At 66.1% G+C, this 16,805-nt stretch carries 16 protein-coding genes and 1 other RNA gene; 9 read left to right on the top strand and 8 right to left on the bottom strand.

Annotated elements, in window-relative coordinates:
• Window positions 1-24: 24 nt before the first annotated feature.
• From P4L93_09125 to P4L93_09110, 4 genes are all read left to right on the top strand, one after another.
• Window positions 25-411 carry a DUF1622 domain-containing protein gene (locus P4L93_09125; protein MDR3687101.1) on the top strand — a complete coding sequence of 129 codons (387 nt, stop codon included), beginning with the start codon at window positions 25-27 and terminating at the stop codon, window positions 409-411.
• A 120-nt stretch (window positions 412-531) separates the two neighbouring features.
• Window positions 532-1,215, top strand: coding sequence for a TetR/AcrR family transcriptional regulator (locus tag P4L93_09120; GenBank protein ID MDR3687100.1), 684 nt, complete (start codon window positions 532-534; stop codon window positions 1,213-1,215).
• Window positions 1,216-1,232: 17 nt separating this feature from the next.
• Window positions 1,233-1,973, top strand: a complete 741-nt coding sequence (locus tag P4L93_09115) for an ABC transporter ATP-binding protein (protein MDR3687099.1) — start codon at window positions 1,233-1,235, stop codon at window positions 1,971-1,973.
• A complete protein-coding gene (locus P4L93_09110) occupies window positions 1,970-4,486 on the top strand; it encodes an ABC transporter permease (protein ID MDR3687098.1) in 2,517 nt (838 codons plus the stop codon). Before P4L93_09115 ends, P4L93_09110 begins: the two co-directional genes overlap by 4 nt.
• Before the next feature lie 37 nt (window positions 4,487-4,523).
• Here the strand turns inward: P4L93_09110 and P4L93_09105 are convergent, their stop codons facing one another.
• Together P4L93_09105 and P4L93_09100 are read right to left on the bottom strand one after the other, a co-directional pair.
• Complete coding sequence (locus P4L93_09105; protein ID MDR3687097.1) at window positions 4,524-5,279, bottom strand: DNA alkylation repair protein; 756 nt, start codon at window positions 5,277-5,279, stop codon at window positions 4,524-4,526.
• Between the two features lie 9 nt (window positions 5,280-5,288).
• Entirely contained in the window at window positions 5,289-6,062 is a 774-nt protein-coding gene (locus tag P4L93_09100; GenBank protein ID MDR3687096.1) for a DUF3641 domain-containing protein, read from the bottom strand.
• A gap of 287 nt (window positions 6,063-6,349) precedes the next feature.
• On the opposite strand from P4L93_09100, the gene ygiD reads away from it, so the two are divergent.
• Entirely contained in the window at window positions 6,350-7,114 is a 765-nt protein-coding gene (gene ygiD / locus P4L93_09095) for a 4,5-DOPA dioxygenase extradiol (GenBank protein MDR3687095.1), read from the top strand.
• A gap of 80 nt (window positions 7,115-7,194) precedes the next feature.
• A complete protein-coding gene (locus tag P4L93_09090; protein ID MDR3687094.1) occupies window positions 7,195-7,677 on the top strand; it encodes a hypothetical protein in 483 nt (160 codons plus the stop codon).
• Between the two features lie 49 nt (window positions 7,678-7,726).
• Here the strand turns inward: P4L93_09090 and P4L93_09085 are convergent, their stop codons facing one another.
• The 4 genes from P4L93_09085 to P4L93_09070 all read right to left on the bottom strand — a co-directional run bounded on the left by P4L93_09085 (window position 7,727) and on the right by P4L93_09070 (window position 11,800).
• Complete coding sequence (locus P4L93_09085) at window positions 7,727-8,950, bottom strand: DEAD/DEAH box helicase (GenBank protein ID MDR3687093.1); 1,224 nt, start codon at window positions 8,948-8,950, stop codon at window positions 7,727-7,729.
• 51 nt (window positions 8,951-9,001) lie between these two features.
• The gene (locus P4L93_09080) at window positions 9,002-10,051 is read right to left on the bottom strand and encodes a TIGR01777 family oxidoreductase (GenBank protein MDR3687092.1); all 1,050 of its coding nucleotides are present in this window, start codon (window positions 10,049-10,051) and stop codon (window positions 9,002-9,004) included.
• 148 nt (window positions 10,052-10,199) lie between these two features.
• Window positions 10,200-10,964 carry an alpha/beta fold hydrolase gene (locus P4L93_09075; protein ID MDR3687091.1) on the bottom strand — a complete coding sequence of 255 codons (765 nt, stop codon included), beginning with the start codon at window positions 10,962-10,964 and terminating at the stop codon, window positions 10,200-10,202.
• On the bottom strand, window positions 10,961-11,800 hold the full coding sequence (locus P4L93_09070; GenBank protein ID MDR3687090.1) for a nitroreductase family protein: 840 nt from the start codon (window positions 11,798-11,800) through the stop codon (window positions 10,961-10,963). Before P4L93_09070 ends, P4L93_09075 begins: the two co-directional genes overlap by 4 nt.
• Before the next feature lie 139 nt (window positions 11,801-11,939).
• Here P4L93_09070 and P4L93_09065 point away from each other — a divergent pair, with 139 nt between their 5' ends.
• Entirely contained in the window at window positions 11,940-12,617 is a 678-nt protein-coding gene (locus tag P4L93_09065; protein ID MDR3687089.1) for a VTT domain-containing protein, read from the top strand.
• A 66-nt stretch (window positions 12,618-12,683) separates the two neighbouring features.
• Here the strand turns inward: P4L93_09065 and P4L93_09060 are convergent, their stop codons facing one another.
• Window positions 12,684-13,886, bottom strand: a complete 1,203-nt coding sequence (locus P4L93_09060; GenBank protein MDR3687088.1) for a hypothetical protein — start codon at window positions 13,884-13,886, stop codon at window positions 12,684-12,686.
• A gap of 151 nt (window positions 13,887-14,037) precedes the next feature.
• Here P4L93_09060 and ffs point away from each other — a divergent pair.
• Window positions 14,038-14,133, top strand: an RNA gene (ffs, locus tag P4L93_09055) — signal recognition particle sRNA small type.
• A 43-nt stretch (window positions 14,134-14,176) separates the two neighbouring features.
• Here ffs and P4L93_09050 read toward each other — a convergent pair.
• Complete coding sequence (locus P4L93_09050; GenBank protein ID MDR3687087.1) at window positions 14,177-15,475, bottom strand: glycosyltransferase family 87 protein; 1,299 nt, start codon at window positions 15,473-15,475, stop codon at window positions 14,177-14,179.
• Window positions 15,476-15,628: 153 nt separating this feature from the next.
• Between P4L93_09050 and dnaX the strand changes: the two genes are divergently transcribed.
• Window positions 15,629-16,805 (top strand): DNA polymerase III subunit gamma/tau (gene dnaX, locus P4L93_09045; GenBank protein ID MDR3687086.1); only part of this gene is annotated, 1,177 nt, incomplete at its 3' end.

Genomic DNA, 16,805 nt, shown 5'->3' with positions numbered 1-16,805 from the left:
CAGTCGAGCGAAACGGGTGAGCGCATGTTGCTGGGGACGGCGGAGGTCATGGGCACGGTCTCGATAGCTTTCGAGTGGGTGGGTGTCGCGTGCATTCTCGGAGGCTTCGTGCTGGCTGTGTCGTCGGCAGGGCGGCTTGCGCTGGCCGGGCGCCGCGAGGACGCCTACACCTCGATGCGAAGCCTCTTTGGCCGAGCCGTGCTGTTGGGGCTCGAGATTCTCGTCGCGGCCGACCTCATCCGCACCGTCGCCGTGCAGCCGACGCTGCAGAACCTCACGGTGCTGGGCATGTTGGTCGTCATCCGGACGTTCCTGTCCTGGTCGCTCGACGTCGAACTCGAGGGCGTATGGCCCTGGCGCAAGCGCGAGCTGGGCCTTTGCGAGGACGCGCCGAAGCTGAGCGCGAGGTAGACAGCTCGGCTTGACCCCGTGACCTCACGAGAGAGATACTGACTGACGGTCGGTCAGTCGCGTTCTGGCGCGACAGGATCACCCTCATTGGCAGCCGAATCTTCTCGCGGGAGGTCGCACGTGACCCGCATCGTCAAGGATGCAGACGTACGCCGAGACGAACTCCTGGATACGGCGCTGTCGCTCTTCCTGGAGTGTGGCTACGAACGTACCTCGGTAGAACACATCACGGCCGCAGTCGGGGTGGCGAAGGGGACGTTCTACCACTACTTCGCAACCAAGCAGGAGTTGCTGGAGCAGCTCGTTGGGCGGTTCACGGACGAACTGTTCGTCGAGGCCGAACAGGCGATCTCGCAGGTTGATGGCTCCGCGATCGATCGGCTGCGCGCTTTCTTCGTCGCGAGCAGTCAGATCAAGCTCGGGCGCAAGAACGAGACGCTCATGCTCACCCGTCCGCTCTTCATGCCCGAGAACCAGCTTCTCCTCAGCCGGATGATGGAAGGCTGGATTGACCAGACCCGCCCCATCGTGCTCTCGATCATCCAGCAAGGTTGTGCCGAGGGCACCTTTCACGTGCCCGACCCTGAGGCCATGGCCGAGGTCTGGCTGTCGCTGTGGTTCGACTTCGGCATCAGGGCGTCTCGGCAGTACTTTTCGGCGCAAGATGATGCCAGCGAGATTGATAAGGTCGTAGCCGCTACCAAGGCCCTCCAGCTCGCCGAGGAACGCATTCTCGGGCTGGAAGAGGGCAGTCTGGATATGAACGTTGAGGCGGCGCTGCGCGCCGTTCTTTCCCAAGACTGACACGGAAGGAAACCCCTGTGCCGATCGTTGAAGTTCGCGGGCTGACGAAGGTCTACGGCAGTGGGGATACGGCTGTGACGGCGCTGGACCACGTCAACCTGAGTGTGGACGAAGGCGAGTTCGTCGCCGTGATGGGCCCGAGCGGCTGCGGCAAGTCCACGCTTCTCAACCTCGTGGGCGGCCTGGACAAGCCCACGAGCGGCCAAGTGCTCATCGACGGGATCGACATAGCGACGATGTCGGACCGACACGTCACGGAGCTTCGCCGCCGCAGGCTCGGCTTTGTGTTCCAGTTCTTCAACCTTATCCCGGTGCTCACCGTCGTTGAGAACGCCGCACTTCCCCTCACGCTCGACGGCGTCAACGCCGGGCAGGCACGCGCGAAAGCCGCAGAGTGGCTCGAGAAGGTGGGCCTCGGCACCAAAGGCCAGAGCCGGCCCGATCAACTCTCAGGCGGGCAGCAGCAGCGAGTGGCCGTGGCTCGCGCCCTCGTGACCGACCCCGCCCTCTTGCTCGCCGACGAGCCCACGGGCAACCTCGACACGAAGAGTGCCGAGGAGATCGCCGACCTGCTCAGACAAGCCGCCGAAACGTGGGGCCGGGCCGTCGTGATGGTCACTCACGATCCGCGCATCGCCGCACATGCGGGGCGCATCGTCTTCATGCGCGATGGCAGTGTCGTCGACGACGTGAAGGTGACGGGGGAGGATCACGCCGCCTCGGCGCGCGTCGCAATGGAGAAGGCCGGGCTGCTGTGAACGTCTCGGCGACACTGGCTTGGCGCTACCTCATCGGGCGGCCGGGTCGAACGGTGCTTACGACACTCGCAATCACGCTCGGCGTGGCACTGATCTTCGGGTTGAACGGCATCATTCCGGGGCTGGAAAACGTCTTCACGCAAACCCTGTTCGCCGCTGCGGGTCAGGTCGATCTCACCATCTCCAGCCAGAGCGGCGGCAACTTCGACCCTGTCGCAGTCCAGCAGGTGGCGGGGGTCTCGGGCGTTGCGGTGGCCACGCCCTCGCTCAGGCGGTCGGTGGGCATGCCGAATGGCAGTCCGGTCGGTGCGATCACGCTTGTCGGAATAGATCCGCACACGGCACCGATGGTGCACACGTTCAACGTGGCTGGTGGTCGCCTGCTCAACGAGGGCGATCAGGGTCTGGTGGTCATCGGCTCGGACACCGCTTCGAAGCTTGGCCTGCACGTGGGTTCGACGATGAAGATCCCGACGGTCGGGGGCACCCAGTCCTTCATCGTTGCTGGGCTGCTGGAGAATGGCTCCAACCCGTCGGCGCCGGAGGCCTACGTCACGCTCTCGGATGCGCAACTCATGACCGGCGCCGGCAATACGATCAGCACCGTTGAAGCGCGATTCTCTCCGGGTGTTGACCGCGCGAGCGTCGAAGCCGCGGTACGTCGCAAACTCGGGAGCACTTACGTCGTCGGCGGATTGTCGAATGAGAGTTCGCTGCTGGCATCGCTGCAGACCGCCAACTACATGTTCACTTTCTTGGGCGTGTTCTCGCTCATCATGGGCGGTTTCATCATCCTGAACACGTTCCAGACGCTGGTCGCCGAGCGCCGGCACGACATCGGGATGATGCGCGCCATCGGCGCCGACAGAAGCACGATACTCGGCATATTCATGATGCAGGGTATGCTTCAGGGCATCTTGGGCACCGCGGCAGGTCTCGGTGCGGGCTATCTGTTGACGCTCGTGGCCCTCGCCTTCTACAACCCGCTGTTGGCCAGCCTGCTGCACGTCACCACGACCATCTCGCCCAGCTACACCGCCGGAACGTGGATCATCGCCGTCGGTCTGGGCATCGGGGTCACGGTAGCCAGTGCAGTCCTCCCCGCGCGTCAGGCCGCCCGCGTCACTCCGCTTGAGGCCCTGCGTCCGCAGATCGCAGCGGTCGAGGAACGCCAACGCAGCATGTGGGTCTGGATCGGATGGGCGCTCGTGATCTCGTGCGTTCCTATGCTGCTCTCGAAGATCATCCCGCTGGTGCTTGTCGGTTCGTTCGCCGCGCTCATGGGTTTGGTGCTCGTCGCACCGGTGCTCATCAAGCCGCTTGCGACAGCGCTGTCATTTCTCATCCGGCCGCTTGCTCCGGCGACCGCTGACCTTTCAAGCTCCAACGTGACTCGCCAGCCGGGCCGCGCGGCGGCGACGGCAGCCGCCATACTCGTGTCCCTCGCGGTCATCGTCGCGATTCTCGGCGTCGTGACGTCGATCTATGCCGGCTTCTTCGACTACATCAACAAGTCCTTGGGATCGGACTTCGTCTTCATCCCCAATGGGTTGATCATCGGGGGATCCCATGTTGGCGCCGACCAGAACTTCGTCCAGCGGATAAAGGACACGCCGGGCGTTGGGACGGTCGCCACAATGCGGCTCGGACAGGCGCAGATCGGCAGCGCTCAAGTGCAAGTCGTCGGCATCGACCCGGTCGTCTACCCAAAGGTGGCCTCGTTCACGTTCTCCCAAGGCACGAGCGAGGCCGATATCGGCAAACTCGGAAGTGGCCGCACAATGCTCGTCAACAGCATCACATCGGGGCAGGAGGGGTTGACCGTTGGCAAGCGAGTTCAGCTGCAGACCCCCAACGGGCTCGAGTACTACACCGTGGCGGGGGTCGCGACCGACTACCTCAACGCCAAGCTTTCGACCGTCTACATCTCGCAGGACAACCTCGAGAAAGACTTCAACGTGACGAGCAACGTGCTCGTGCTCGCCAACGCCAAGCCCGGTGCGCCCAAGCCGGCGGTCAAGGCGGCATTGGATCGACTGGTGGCCAACTACCCGCAGTTCGTCCTCTATGACTCGGCGACCTTCAAGGCGACGCAGACGCAGCTCTTCTCGCAAACGTTTGTCATCTTCGATGTGTTGATCGCGATATTCGCTCTGCCAACCCTCCTCGCGCTGCTGAACACGCTGGCTATCAGCGTCTTGGCTCGCACGCGGGAGATTGGGATGCTTCGTGCGGTGGGGACGACGCGCAATCAGGTTCGCGGCATGGTAGTCGCCGAGGCGCTGCTACTGGCCGCTGTGGGCGTGGCGTTCGGGGTAGCCGGTGGCATCGCACTGGGATACGGGCTGGTGTACGCGCTGAACTCGACCCTTTACGTGGAGCCGTACATCTTCCCGTGGTCGGGCATCGCGGTTGCAGTCATTGCCGGCTTCAGCTTCGCGCTGCTCGCCTCCATTCTCCCGGCGCGCACAGCCGCCAAGCTGGACATCGTCGCCGCGCTTCACTACGAGTAGGGGCGTGGTGGGGCCGCCCAGACACCCGCCGAAACCCTTACGCCAGTCGCAGCCGCTTGCGCACTGCGTCACTCTGCAGCTCGCGCAGTGCGTCGCGGGCTATCCATCGGGCGGAGGGCGAATCCGGATGGCACTCGAGGATGCGCTCGGCGGTCGCGCTCGCGGCGGCGTTGAGCGCAGGGTTGCGCTTGCCGATACTGCGCAGCTGCCAGTTCAGCGCCTTCTTCACCATGTTGCGCTCGTCGGCAGCCTCGCGCTCGTCGGCGGCAAGCAGCGGGACGAACGCCGAGTCGGGCGCGGTCTTGGCGTGGACGGCGAGCGTTGCCCCCAACGCGAAGCCGGCTCGCTTCACGAACTCCTCGGGTCGCACGGTCCACTCGGTGGCCTCGGTCCACGCGAGCGGGGTCAGCCGTAGCAGGTTGATGCACAGCTGGTCGCAGACGTCCCACGAGTCAAGGTCGGCGACCCAGGCTTCGGCCTGCGCCTCATCGACGAGGGCCGGCACATCGACGAGCGAGGCCATGATGCGTGCCTCGTGCAACTCGCTTGCCCACAGCAGCGTCGCAAGTTCGTGCCGGCCCGCCGCGTTGCGCGAGCCGAGCCGGCGCTTCGCGTCACGCGCCAGCCCGCGGACGATCGGCATCGAGACGCCCAGCGTGCCTTCGGCGCTGATTGCGAAGCGCGTCATCCCCGCGACGTTGTTTGGGTCGGCCGCGCCTCGCAGCTCGCACAGGAGTTCGGTCGCGAGCGCGGTCGGGTCGGGCGCCGGCGCTGCAGGGGTCTCGGCGGGCATCGTGGGGGTCTAGCCGTTGCGCCGGGCGACGCAGGCGAAGCAGTGCTCGGCGAAGCTGAGTCGGCGCGCGGCCAGCGACATCTGGCCGACCGGCGAGCTGACATAGTCGCCCACGTTGCGGGGCTCCTCGGAGAGCGGGCAATCGGCAGCGAGGTGGTAGTCGCAGTCCCACAGACTCCCATCCCACGCGATCTCGATGCCGCAGCGGCAGGGGAGATTGGCCAACGTGGCAGCGTCGAACTCCTGGCGCAGCTCCGCCTGGTAGCGCTCGGCTTCCCCGGACTCCTTCAGCCAGTCCGCGTAGCCACCCAACGGGGCATGAGGAATCACGACGACCGACCTGACCCCGATTCCGTGCGCGGCCAGGACCCGTCTGTACTCGCGGTTGAGCTCGCCATACGGTCCGGGAAGCTTTCCGGCCATCGGCGTGTACGCGATATCGAGCGGAATGCGGCCCTCGGCCGGGTCGCCATAGCCGGCCGCCGACAGCAGCTTGAGGGCTTCCATGCACTCGCCGACGGTGCGGTCCTCCAGCATCTCAGGAAGAGAGCCAAGCACTTCGGTACGATTCTCGACAAGCGTCTGTAGCGTCGCCGAACCCTCCTGGCCGAGCAGAGCGATCAGGTTGGTGTGAACTCGGACGCGGGGTGCAGCCTGTCCCGCGAGCTGGAGGAACTCACGCAGGTGCCCCCAGACCAACGGCTCGCCGCCGGTCACTTCGATGAGTTCGGGGTGAACCTCGGCGGCGAAGGTCAGCGCGTTGAGCATGACGCCGCGTTCCATAGTCTCGGTTCGATGAGGCGAACACCGCAGATGGCACAGGTCGCACCGCAGATTGCAGTGCAGCCCGATGTTCACGGTAAGCGTGCTCAGGCCTGCGGCCCGATGCGCAGAGGGCATACTCTGAGTTACTCGCTCGTCGAACTCAGACCTCGGGAATCGAGGATGTGTGTGCCGCGCAGTCATGGCGTGATTCTACCGCACGGCCGGCGAGCCCAAGCTCAGGGCGGATGGCACGACAATTGTTACCGTTCCACTCATGATTAATCGCAGAGGAGCTGGGAGCCAAGATGTCAGACCGTATGCCTACGCTGTTCTTGGGCCATGGGTCTCCCGAGAACGCGATCGCCGACAACGCATACACACGCAGGCTCGTAGCGCTGGCCGACGAACTTCCGAGGCCGGAGGCGATCCTGATGGTAAGCGCGCACTACATGACCGAGGGATCGGCTCTCACCAGCGCCGAACATCCCAAGACCATACATGACTTCTATGGCTTCCCCGAGGCGCTTTACGAGGTCCAATACCCTGCGCCAGGCGCGCCGCGCCTCGCCGCGGACGTCGCGGAGCTGGTGGGTGGCTCGCTAGACCCACGCTGGGGCTTCGACCATGGCGCATGGTCGCCGATGCGCCACATCTGGCCGGGCGCCGACGTCCCGACCGTCGAGCTGTCAATCGACCTAGGCATGCCCGCACGCGCGCACTACGAACTCGGCCGCCGACTGTCCGAGCTGCCCGATCGCTGTGTCCTCGTGGTGGGCAGCGGCAACATCGTGCACAACCTGGACGCCATCGACTGGAATCGACCGCACGGCGGCTACCAGTGGTGCGCCGAGTTCGACGCGGCCATCGCCGAGCGCCTTGACGCACGCGACGACGAGGCCTTGCTCGACTACGCCGCGCTTCCGGGTGGACGACAGTCCGTCCCGACGCCCGACCACTACCTGCCGCTTCTCTATGTCGCCGCCGCTGCAGGCCCCGAGGCCGCCGCCACAACCGTCTACGAAGGCCTCGAGATGGGCTCGCTGTCGATGCGTTGCGTGCGCTTCGGCTAGCTCGGCGACGCGCCGAAGCTGTGGCATACTGCGACCACGACGGCCCCATAAGGAACGCCGGACCTGAAAGGTATCAGCGCATGCCCCGCTATAATCGCCAGTTCGCAGTCGCCGGTCTACTTGCCGTTGCGGCGACCATGCTCTTGCTCGGCGGGTGCGGGGGCAAGGCTGCATCAGTTCCGGCAGCGCCGGCGGCCGCTTCGGCCGGGGCGCATCTGACGCTGACGGCCGCCAGCGATAAGGTCTCGCAGATCGCCACAAGCTTCCCGATCGAAGTCCCGGTGGCGGCCGGCTCGGTCGTTCGTGGCGAAGCTCAGGGTGACAGTGCGTGGATCTACCAGATCATCGTCCCTGGAGACGTGCGTGCGGTGCGCGACTGGTACCTGCAGGCGTATCAGAACTCCGAGTGGACCGTCGTCTCGAGCACGGATTCAGAGATAGCGCTCGAAAAGGGCGCCGCTCAGAGCCGCCTGAAGTTCCTGGAGGTCGACAGCGGCAATCAGGCTCAGACAGAGATCACCGCGGCCGTCGGAGTGGGCACGCCGGTGCTACAGACGCAGTAGGTGCGATCGGGGAGCGCCGTTGGGCCTCGCGCCGCGACCACGCTGCTGCTTACAGCCTGCGGCTGCCTCGCCGAGACCCGCTGACCTTGCCACCGAATACCGAGCGTTTCTTCTTGGTGACAGGCCGTCCCTCGAACGGGATGATGCGGCCGTCTCGGTAGGGGAAACCCTCGAGGTCCTCCATCGGAAGCAGCTTGCCCAGCATGTACTCGATCTCGCGCATCTGAACGATCTCGTCCGGGCCCACGAACGTCAGCGCGTAGCCGCTTGCGCCAGCTCGGCCCGTTCGGCCGATGCGGTGGACGTAGTCTTCAGGGTTCTCGGGCACGTCGTAGTTGATGACGTGGCTGATGTCGGAGATGTCGATTCCGCGAGCGACGATGTCGGTCGCAATGAGCACTTCCATCTTGCCGGCGCGGAAGTCCTCGAGCGCGGCCTGGCGCGCACCCTGAGCACGGTCGGCGTGCATGACGCCCACCTTGATACCCATGCGCACGAGAATGGTCTCGAGCATGTCGGCGCGAGCCTTTGTGCGCGTGAACACGAGCACGCGATCGGCGCCGCGACGCTGCAGCACACCCGCGAGAAGCTCGGGCTTCTGCGACTGCTCGACCGGCATCATGGCCTGCTCGACGCCCTCGGCCGTGGTGCCTCGGTGGGCGATCTCGATGTAGGCCGGATCGTGAAGCATGCGGCCGACGATGTTGGTGATGTCTTCGGATAGCGTCGCCGAGAACAAGAGGTTCTGGCGCTCGGCTGGCAGGTAGGCAAGGATGCGGCGGACGCTGGGCCAAAAGCCCATGTCGAGCATGCGGTCGGCCTCGTCCAGCACTAAGACCCGCACGTCCGAGAGATCCAGATCGCCGCGCTGCTGCAAGTCGATCAGGCGGCCCGGCGTGGCAACAAGAATCTCGACGCCGCTCTTGAGCTTCTTGACCTGCGGCTCGTACCCCACGCCCCCGACCACGATGCAGGTGCGCTGGCCCGTGTGCTCGCCAACGACGGCAGCGACCTTCTCGATCTGCTGCGCGAGCTCGCGGGTCGGGGAGATGACGAGCGCGAGCGGCTTGCCGCGTCCGAGCCCCAGACGCTGCATGAGCGGCAGCGTGAAAGCGGCGGTCTTGCCGGTGCCAGTTTGAGCTGCGGCAACGACGTCACGTCCCTCTAGAACCAGCGGAATCGATTCCAGCTGGATCGGGGTCGGCTCGGTGTATCCCATCTTCTCGACCGCTGCGAGAAGGTCGTCGTTCAGCCCTAATTCTTGAAATGTCATGATCTTAGTATGCGCTACCAGCCACGAGGCGTCACGCGGGCGACGTCGCGGTCAGCTCTGAACGGTGGCCGACTGGTCCAATTCGGACTGTCGGCTGTCGGCGACAACTGCCTCGACAGTCCTCAGCGTGGATGGGGGCTCGGGTGGCGCCGCCGGGGGCTCGTCGGCCGCCGTGGTCGCCTCGACTTCGGGCCTGCCGACCAGGTCGCGCAACGCGCCTTCGAGTTCGGGGAAGCGGAACTCGTAGCCTAGCGAGAGCGCCTTGTCCGCGGACATGTGCTGGCTCATGACGGTGTACTCGGCGACCGGGCCCAGCACTATCTCGAGAGCGGCCAGCGGTACCGGCAGCCACGACGGCCTGCCGATGACGCGCCCGAGCATGGCGGAAAGCTGCGCCATTCTTACGGGGTTGGGCGCGCCGGCGTTAAGAGGGCCGCGCACGTCGTCGTGTTCGAGCGCGAAGCGGTACAACCCGGCGATGTCGGCGATGTGCACCCAGCTCACCCACTGGCGCCCGTCGCCGATAGGCCCGCCCACGAAGAGCCGCGCCGGTTTCAACATCCGCGGCAGCACCCCTTCGTCGCCCAGCACGATGCCGGTGCGCAGGGTGACGACTCGGCAACCCAGCTCCTCGGCGCTGCGGGCGGCGTCTTCCCAATCGACGGCGAGCAGGGCGAGGAAGTCGTTGCCGAGAGGCGAGCCCTCGCTGAGCATGCGTTCGCGCGACTCGCCGTAGATGCCGACGGCGCTGGCGCCCACGTAGACGCGCGGCCGCGAACTTCTCGGCGCGGCGCCTATCGCCTTGACTAAGGCGTTGGTCGTGTCGAGCCGGCTCGAAAGCAGGAGCGGCCGGTTGCGGGAGGTCCAGTAGCTTGCGATCGGGTAGCCAGAGAGGTTGACGACGCCGTCAGCCACCACGATCTCGTCGGCCCACTCGGGCGAGCGGCTATCGAGGTCGAACGCAAGCTCACGGACGCCTTCAGGGACGTGGCGGCTTCCCGGCTTGTGCGACAGCCACACGACCTCGTGGCCGGCCGCGCAGAGCTGACTGGTCAGCTCCCTGCCGATAAACCCGTTACCTCCTGCTATGACGACCCGCACCTGTGACTCCCTTTCGTCGTGACAGAACGTACCCCCGAGCTGGCCCTACTCACGTCATTGGGCCTGACCGGTCGGTTTCATGTGTGATGGGCGTGTGTTTTCGGCATTAAGAGCTATGGATATGCAACGGCGACGCATCGCCAGGCGCCTACCTCGCGGCCACGTCTGCCAGTACCTTGGCGGTTCCGCTTGCGGCACGCCGAAGCTGCTCGGCGGCGGGCATGGTCGGATGTGGGTTGTCTCCTGGCTGCAGTCCGTAGTCGCCGAACTGCGCGTGGTTACCGCCCTGCAACTGCTCGTAGGCCGCCGACTCTGGTAGCTGCTTGAGCCCAGCGGCCAGGTTCGCGCGATTGATGACGGTGTCTAGCGTGCCCACCTGCGTCAGCGCGACGATTCCCATCAGCCGCAGCTCCGCGCCGGACGGCGGGTACGCCGCCAGCAGGATGAGACCTCGAATCGAGTTGGCGTGCTTGGCCGCATACGACGCGGCCATTACGCCACCAAGCGAGTGCCCACCGATCGTCCAACGTGCCACCTTCGGGTGCGCCGAGATCACGGCACTGGCCGAGTCGGGCGCCAAGACCGCCAGAGACAGCGGCATCACAGGGATGACGACGAGGTAGCCGCGAGCCGCGACGGCTCGAGCGTACGGTGCGTAGCTGCGGGCATCGAGGTGCCCGCCCGGATAGAACACCAACGCCGAGCTCGGCTCGCCGCTCGGCGGCGCGAACTCCCAGCCGTCTGCGGCGTGAGTGACCTGCACCGAGCTGTCACTCACAAGTGCCGCCAGTGCGCTTTGGGTCGGGCCGAGCGGATGCGTGCCCCACCACACACCGGCTGCAGCTCCGAGCAGGGCGACGACGAGCACTGTGCCGAGCAGCCAGACGAGCGCTCGCTTCCGCTGCGGGCTCATCGGCTGGTATCCGGGTCGAAACGAGCTACGTCGCTGCCCACGAGGTCGGTCCAGCGACCGGTAAGGCCGTGCGCATGGGCCGCCAGTTCGACGTGCAGCATCGCGATGCCGATGTCGAAGCGCTTGGTGACCTTCGGGGTCTCGAACGGCGCGTCTTTGGCGATGACCAGCCCACCGTCCTCGAACCGGAAACGCCACGGCTGTCGGTTCATCGCGGACGGTGCCACGCGCGCCGTCTCGACGGCCGCTACGGCCCAGGTTGGCCAGTCGCCCTGCTCGATACCGGGTGCGATCTCGGTAACACGCTTTCGCTTGCGCGCCCCCGCCATCCCGGCCATCGTGCGCTCAACGAGGCTGTCGCTATTCAATGGCGTGCCGAGCGGGGAGACGGCGTAGGCGCGCTCACCGGGGCCGAGCTCAACTATCTGGGCCACCCGCTTCGCGCTGAAGAAGCCGCCGACCCAACACGTCGCCAATCCCAGAACGGTGGCTTCCAGCACGATTGCCTCGCCTGTATAGCCAACGTGTTGATCGGTGAACTCGGTGCGTTCGTCGCCGATGAAGACGAGCACGTGAGGCGCGCCTTTGACCTTGCCGTAGGAGCCGACGATGCCGGTGAAGATGTCGATCGCCGGATGCGCGACTAGCACGACTCGCGCGTCGGGATACGGATGCCACTCATCGCACAGCGTGCTCAACCGCGCGAGCCTGGATGGTTCGGCGTCGGTCGGCTCGAAGGCCCGGCGCGACCGCCTGCGCGAAGCAGCGCCGAGCCACTCGGCTGCGTACTCGGACAGCAGTGTGTTCGCGGGGTCGGGCAGGGAAGCGTCAGTCACGCTGGTCCTCTCGGCGGGCGGGGTCGAATGAGATTCTACCCGTGGGATAACCCAGCGCCAGGTGCGCGACCATGTCGGTGCCATGCGGTATGCTTCTGCGCGCGTCGGCAGCACGCGGCTGCGACGCGATCGGAGGATCATGGACCTGTTCCACATGCTCATCGGACTGCTTACCAACACGCTGGCGACGCTGCAGTACCTCACGGCGGCGTACGGCGTGTGGATCTACGGCATCCTGTTTCTCATCATCTTCTGCGAGACCGGACTGGTGGTCACACCGTTCCTTCCGGGCGACTCGCTTCTGTTCGCCGCTGGCGTCCTTGCATCCCCTGCGTTGGGACACGCGCAACTCAACGTCTGGGCGCTTTGGGCTGTGGTATTCGCCGCCGCTCTGCTCGGCGACAACGCCAACTACCTGATCGGGCGCTTCTTCGGACACGCGATCATCGACTCGGGCAAGATCAGCGGAGTCATGAAGCCCGAGTACATCGAGCGCACGCAAGACTTCTTCCGCAAGCACGGTGGCAAGACCATCTCGCTGGCGCGGTTCTTCCCGATCATCCGCACCTATGCGCCGTTCATGGCGGGTGTGGGCCGCATGAAGTGGGGCCGGTTCGTCTCGTTCTCAGCGTTGGGCAGCGCCGCATGGATCACGCTGTGCATCGGTGCCGGCTGGTTTCTCGGCGGAATCCCGTTCGTGCAGAAGCACTTCGAGGTGATCGTGATCGCGATCATTCTGGTCACCTTGGCGCCGAGTGTCGTCCACGCGGTCAGGTCGCGCACGTCGTCCCACTCCGCCGAGCAGCCCGCCGAGTAGGTCGCGCCACACGCGTGGGGCCGCCCGAAGGCGGCCCCGGAGTCGTGCTCTATGCGAGCGCCCGCGTCAGTAGCGCAGCACGGCCGCCACTCCACTGACCGGCGCATCCTCGCCGGCAAACGCGTGTATCGCGCCGCCGTGCAGCACGGTCTCGGCGGCCGCCAGGTCGACCAAGTCCCAGCCGCATTCCGCCGCAGCAGCCTCGCCATCGCCAGACTCGCGCAGATAGCGCGGAGCGGCGCTGCATACGGAACTGACCGCGAACAGCTTGCGGTCGAACTGCCCGAAGGGCCCCGTCGACTGGTCAAAGAAGAGTGTCTTGACGCGTCCCGATGCCGCCGCCGAAACGATCTCGGCCGGATCGGTCGACACTAGAGCGCTCGACTTCTCGCGCAGTTCGACCAAGTCCGTGTCCACCGCGTCGGCGAATCGAGGCGCCAGCGCCTGGAGCGCCTTGGCGTGCACCGACTTGTCGGAAAGCTCGTCGGTCGCGCCGAGGACCTGCTCGGCGACGAGGTTGTGGTAGGTGTTGACGCTGCGGTAGGCGGCCAACTGATAGTCGACCCCCAGCAGCACCAGCGGCACCGTGTTCTCGGCGCCGACGATGCCGACAACGGCCTTGTCGAGACCGGCAGCGAATCTTGCGAGCTCGTTCTTGTCGATGTTCTCGCCGCCGTGCCCGTGGAACTGGCCGATCGCTGCTCCGGTGCCGGTGATCGACTCGGGGCTCGCATGGGTGGTGAACTGCAACGACTCCTCACGCTCGTCGTACTTGGTTACCTCGGAGAACGAGGCGATCGACGCATCGAGCGGCAGTTCCGCGATGTGCGCGCGGTCGCCGGAGAACAGCCGCGCGGTTCCGCGGTCAAACGCGAGTGCGAAGAACTCCTCGTTGCCGCGATAGGCAAGCGCGAGCGGTCGCACGTAGAAACGGCCCCCCACCACAACCTGCTCTGGCAGAGGCGTATCGACTCGGTAGATGTGGGTCTCGGCTGCGTCGATGAAGAGCGCCAGGCCGTCGCCCATTTCGCGCCAGAACGAGGGCTCGTCGAGCAAGGCTTCGGCTCGGGAGAGCAGCAAAGCGGCCTCGGGCAGGCGCATGCCGTCGTCGATGAGCGAGGCGGCCGCCGAGGCAAGCAGGTTCTTCAGGCGCAGAGCGTCTTGCTCCTTGGGGGCGCCGGCCCGATGGGTGGGCAGGTAGATCGATACAGCAGGCCGACCGTGGTGGCCCGCGAGCGCGGCGAATACGGTGCGATCGACAATCTCCATGGCGTGACTCCTCAGCTCGAAGGGACTCGCATTCGGTGTCGGCGGCAAGCCGAACCTCACAACCAGTGCATTCCCACCGGGCAAACGGCCGCTGCACGTGACGCATCAGGGCGAGGCGTCGTATACTCGGCGTCCGCGCTTGCGAGCGCGCCGAGCGGGTTCGGGCGGCAGCACGTCACGAACCTGGTCAGGGCCGGAAGGCAGCAGCCATAAGAGGCCTCTGCTGAGCGTCCGGGCCCGCTCGGCGCACTTGCGGCGCGCTTTCGTTGCCACCCGACGCTACGCGCCTGCTACGCGTCTGCTGTCTGCTCGACACGAGGCAGCGACCAGAGGTACCAGAGACTCAGCGCGAACGAGCCGAGAACCAGCAGGTTGCGCACGATGACGAGGAGTATCGGACCGGGAAGCTGGTCGTAGGCGAACGCGAGGTAGTTGGCGGGGAAGAGCACGTGCGTTCCCAGCAGGCCGAGCGCCAGAATCACGCCCAGCACCTTTCTGTCCACCGCGACCAGCGCAGCCGCAGGGATGATCCACACGAAGTACTGCGGCGAGAGGACCTTGCTGCCTACGAGCGAGCCGAGCATCGTGGCGAGAGAGGCGAGCGCGACGAGGCGTTTGTCGGCGAGGATCGCCGAGCGGCGACGCCATACGAGCGCGAACGTGAGGGCGAGCGCCCCCAGCAGCACGAGCGTCGAGACGCTCGCGATCGTCACGGCGGCTTGCGAGACGATCACCTGCGAGCCCGAGCCGGTCACGACGTCAAGCTTCGGGCCTGCGAGCCGACCGATCCACAGCCCTGTCGCCATCACGCTTTCGATCTCGAGCGGTCGCGTGAGGTGGTAGCCGATCATCTCGGCGAGCCTAGCCCCGGACTCCCCGCCCAGCAAGAACACCCAGAGGAACGGAAGCAGGGCCGCCACCGAGAACCCTGCAAGCGCGCGGAGCGCTCGGCGCGCAGGGGCAAGCATCAGCACGAGCGGCACCAGCATCGCGGGCGTGATCTTGAGCGCGAAGCCAACGCCCAGCGCGACGCCCGCGAGCTCCCAGTCTTCGCGCATCGTGAACAGCAGCGCGAGCGCAAGCACGAGGGCGACCACCGCGTCGTAGCGGTTCGCCGTGATCGGCCCGAGGGCCAGCACAAGCGCCGAGAAGACCGAGGCCACCACGTACGGTCGCCGAGAAGAGCGGTCGTCCACCGCGGCAAGCGCGGTCACAACGCCCGCTGCCAGCATGAAGACGACCATCAGCGCCGCAAACCGCATGAGAAAGTCGGATTGCGATCCAGGGTTGCCGAGCGCGGCGAGGAGCGGAACGAACAGTGGCGGGTACTCGATGAAGAAGTCGCGATACGCGGCCATGCCGCCCGCCATACGAATCGCGTAGGGGTAGTAGGTCCCGGCGATGTCGCTGAAAGAGAAGAAGCCGTACGAGTCCCGGGCGATGTCCGCCACACCGACGATCAGCAGCCAGGCCACGCTCTGCATCGCCAGCGCGGCGGCGACGAGAGGAGCGTGGTCACGCCAGCGAAGAGGGACTAGAGACGTAGCCGCGGAGGGCCGCCTCGGCGTCCCGGGGCGCAGATCTGTCACGCGGGTTGCCTCCTCGGTGTCGAGCTCGCCAGCCTCGGCAACGATACCCTTTCGCCGGCATCGTCACCTAGGCGCCGCGAGCGAGTCGCTCCGATGTCGGCCTCGGACTGTATACTTCTCGGCGGATTCCACGCTCGTAGCGAAAGGCCCCTTGTGGCGCACCAGTCTCTCTATCGCAAGTACCGCCCGCAGACCTTCGGCGACGTCGTCGGCCAGGAGCATATCGAGCGCACGCTGAAGAACGCTGTGGCCGACGGCACGGTCGCCCACGCCTATCTGTTCACAGGCCCGCGCGGCACCGGCAAGACCACGACCGCCCGCATTCTGGCCAAGGCGCTGGACTGCGAGAAAGGCCCCACGGGCGAGCCCGATGGCACCTGCGACGACTGCATCGAGATCGCCGAGGGTCGTCACCCAGACGTCTACGAGCTCGACGCGGCATCGCGCACTGGGGTGGACAACGTCCGCGAGGAGATCATCGGCCGCGTGAACTTCGCGCCGCAGCGTGGGCGCTATAAGGTCTACATCATCGACGAGGTCCACATGCTCTCGACGGCGGCGTTCAACGCGCTGCTCAAGACGCTCGAAGAGCCGCCGAGCCACGTCGTCTTCATCATGGCCACTACCCACCCGCACAAGGTGCCCGAGACCATCCAGTCGCGCTGCCAGCGCTTCGACTTCCGGCGCATCAGCATCGACGACATCGCCGGTCGCCTGCGAGTGATCGCCGATGGTGAAGGCTTCGACGTCCCCGACGCCGCGCTCACGCTTATCGCGCGCCACGCCGCGGGCGGGATGCGCGACGCCATCACCACGCTCGAGCAGCTCGCCTCGTTCACGGCCGGCCACATCGGCCTGAACGATGTCGAGGGACTTTTGGGCGAGGTCGACACGGCACAGCTGTTCGAGATTGCTGGCCTGATCGCCCGCCGAGATATCGCGGGTCTGTTCCGCTGGGTGGCGCGCTTCGCCGAGGAAGGCACCGACCTGGCCGAGTTCGTTCGCGAGCTGACGGGCCACGTCCGCAACCTGTACGTAATCGCCGCCGTCGGTGACGGCCAAGGCGTCGTTGACGCCGGCTCCGACGAGCTCGCACAACTCTCGGCGCAGACGGCCGAGTTCGGCGGCCCCGACCGGCTCTCGCGCGTGCTCGATCTGCTCGGCGAGCTTGGCGCCGAGATGCGGTGGAGCAGCGACCAGCGGCTGTCCCTTGAGGTGGCGCTGACTCGCATGGCGCGGCCGCAAGGGGAGATGACGCTCGAGGCGCTCGCGGAGAGGGTCGAGGCGCTGGAAGCGGGGGTAAGCTCGGGGGTTCCCGTCGCTAGCGCGG

The organism is Coriobacteriia bacterium, assembly GCA_031292615.1.
In the GTDB taxonomy this organism is placed as follows: Bacteria; Actinomycetota; Coriobacteriia; order Anaerosomatales; family JAAXUF01; genus JARLGT01.
Note: the sequence above shows the minus strand (reverse complement) of the source record. Positions and strands in the feature narration are given on the sequence as shown.

What these genes read in the sequence shown, in the direction of transcription:
- P4L93_09125 (MDR3687101.1), top strand. Translation starts at nt 25, where the DNA reads ATGTTGCTGGGGACGGCGGAGGTCATGGGCACGGTCTCGATAGCTTTC.
- P4L93_09105 (MDR3687097.1), bottom strand. Translation starts at nt 5,279, where the DNA reads ATGCCCGCCGAGACCCCTGCAGCGCCGGCGCCCGACCCGACCGCGCTC.
- P4L93_09100 (MDR3687096.1), bottom strand. Translation starts at nt 6,062, where the DNA reads ATGGAACGCGGCGTCATGCTCAACGCGCTGACCTTCGCCGCCGAGGTT.
- ygiD (MDR3687095.1), top strand. Translation starts at nt 6,350, where the DNA reads ATGTCAGACCGTATGCCTACGCTGTTCTTGGGCCATGGGTCTCCCGAG.
- P4L93_09090 (MDR3687094.1), top strand. Translation starts at nt 7,195, where the DNA reads ATGCCCCGCTATAATCGCCAGTTCGCAGTCGCCGGTCTACTTGCCGTT.
- P4L93_09085 (MDR3687093.1), bottom strand. Translation starts at nt 8,950, where the DNA reads ATGACATTTCAAGAATTAGGGCTGAACGACGACCTTCTCGCAGCGGTC.
- P4L93_09075 (MDR3687091.1), bottom strand. Translation starts at nt 10,964, where the DNA reads ATGAGCCCGCAGCGGAAGCGAGCGCTCGTCTGGCTGCTCGGCACAGTG.
- P4L93_09065 (MDR3687089.1), top strand. Translation starts at nt 11,940, where the DNA reads ATGGACCTGTTCCACATGCTCATCGGACTGCTTACCAACACGCTGGCG.
- P4L93_09060 (MDR3687088.1), bottom strand. Translation starts at nt 13,886, where the DNA reads ATGGAGATTGTCGATCGCACCGTATTCGCCGCGCTCGCGGGCCACCAC.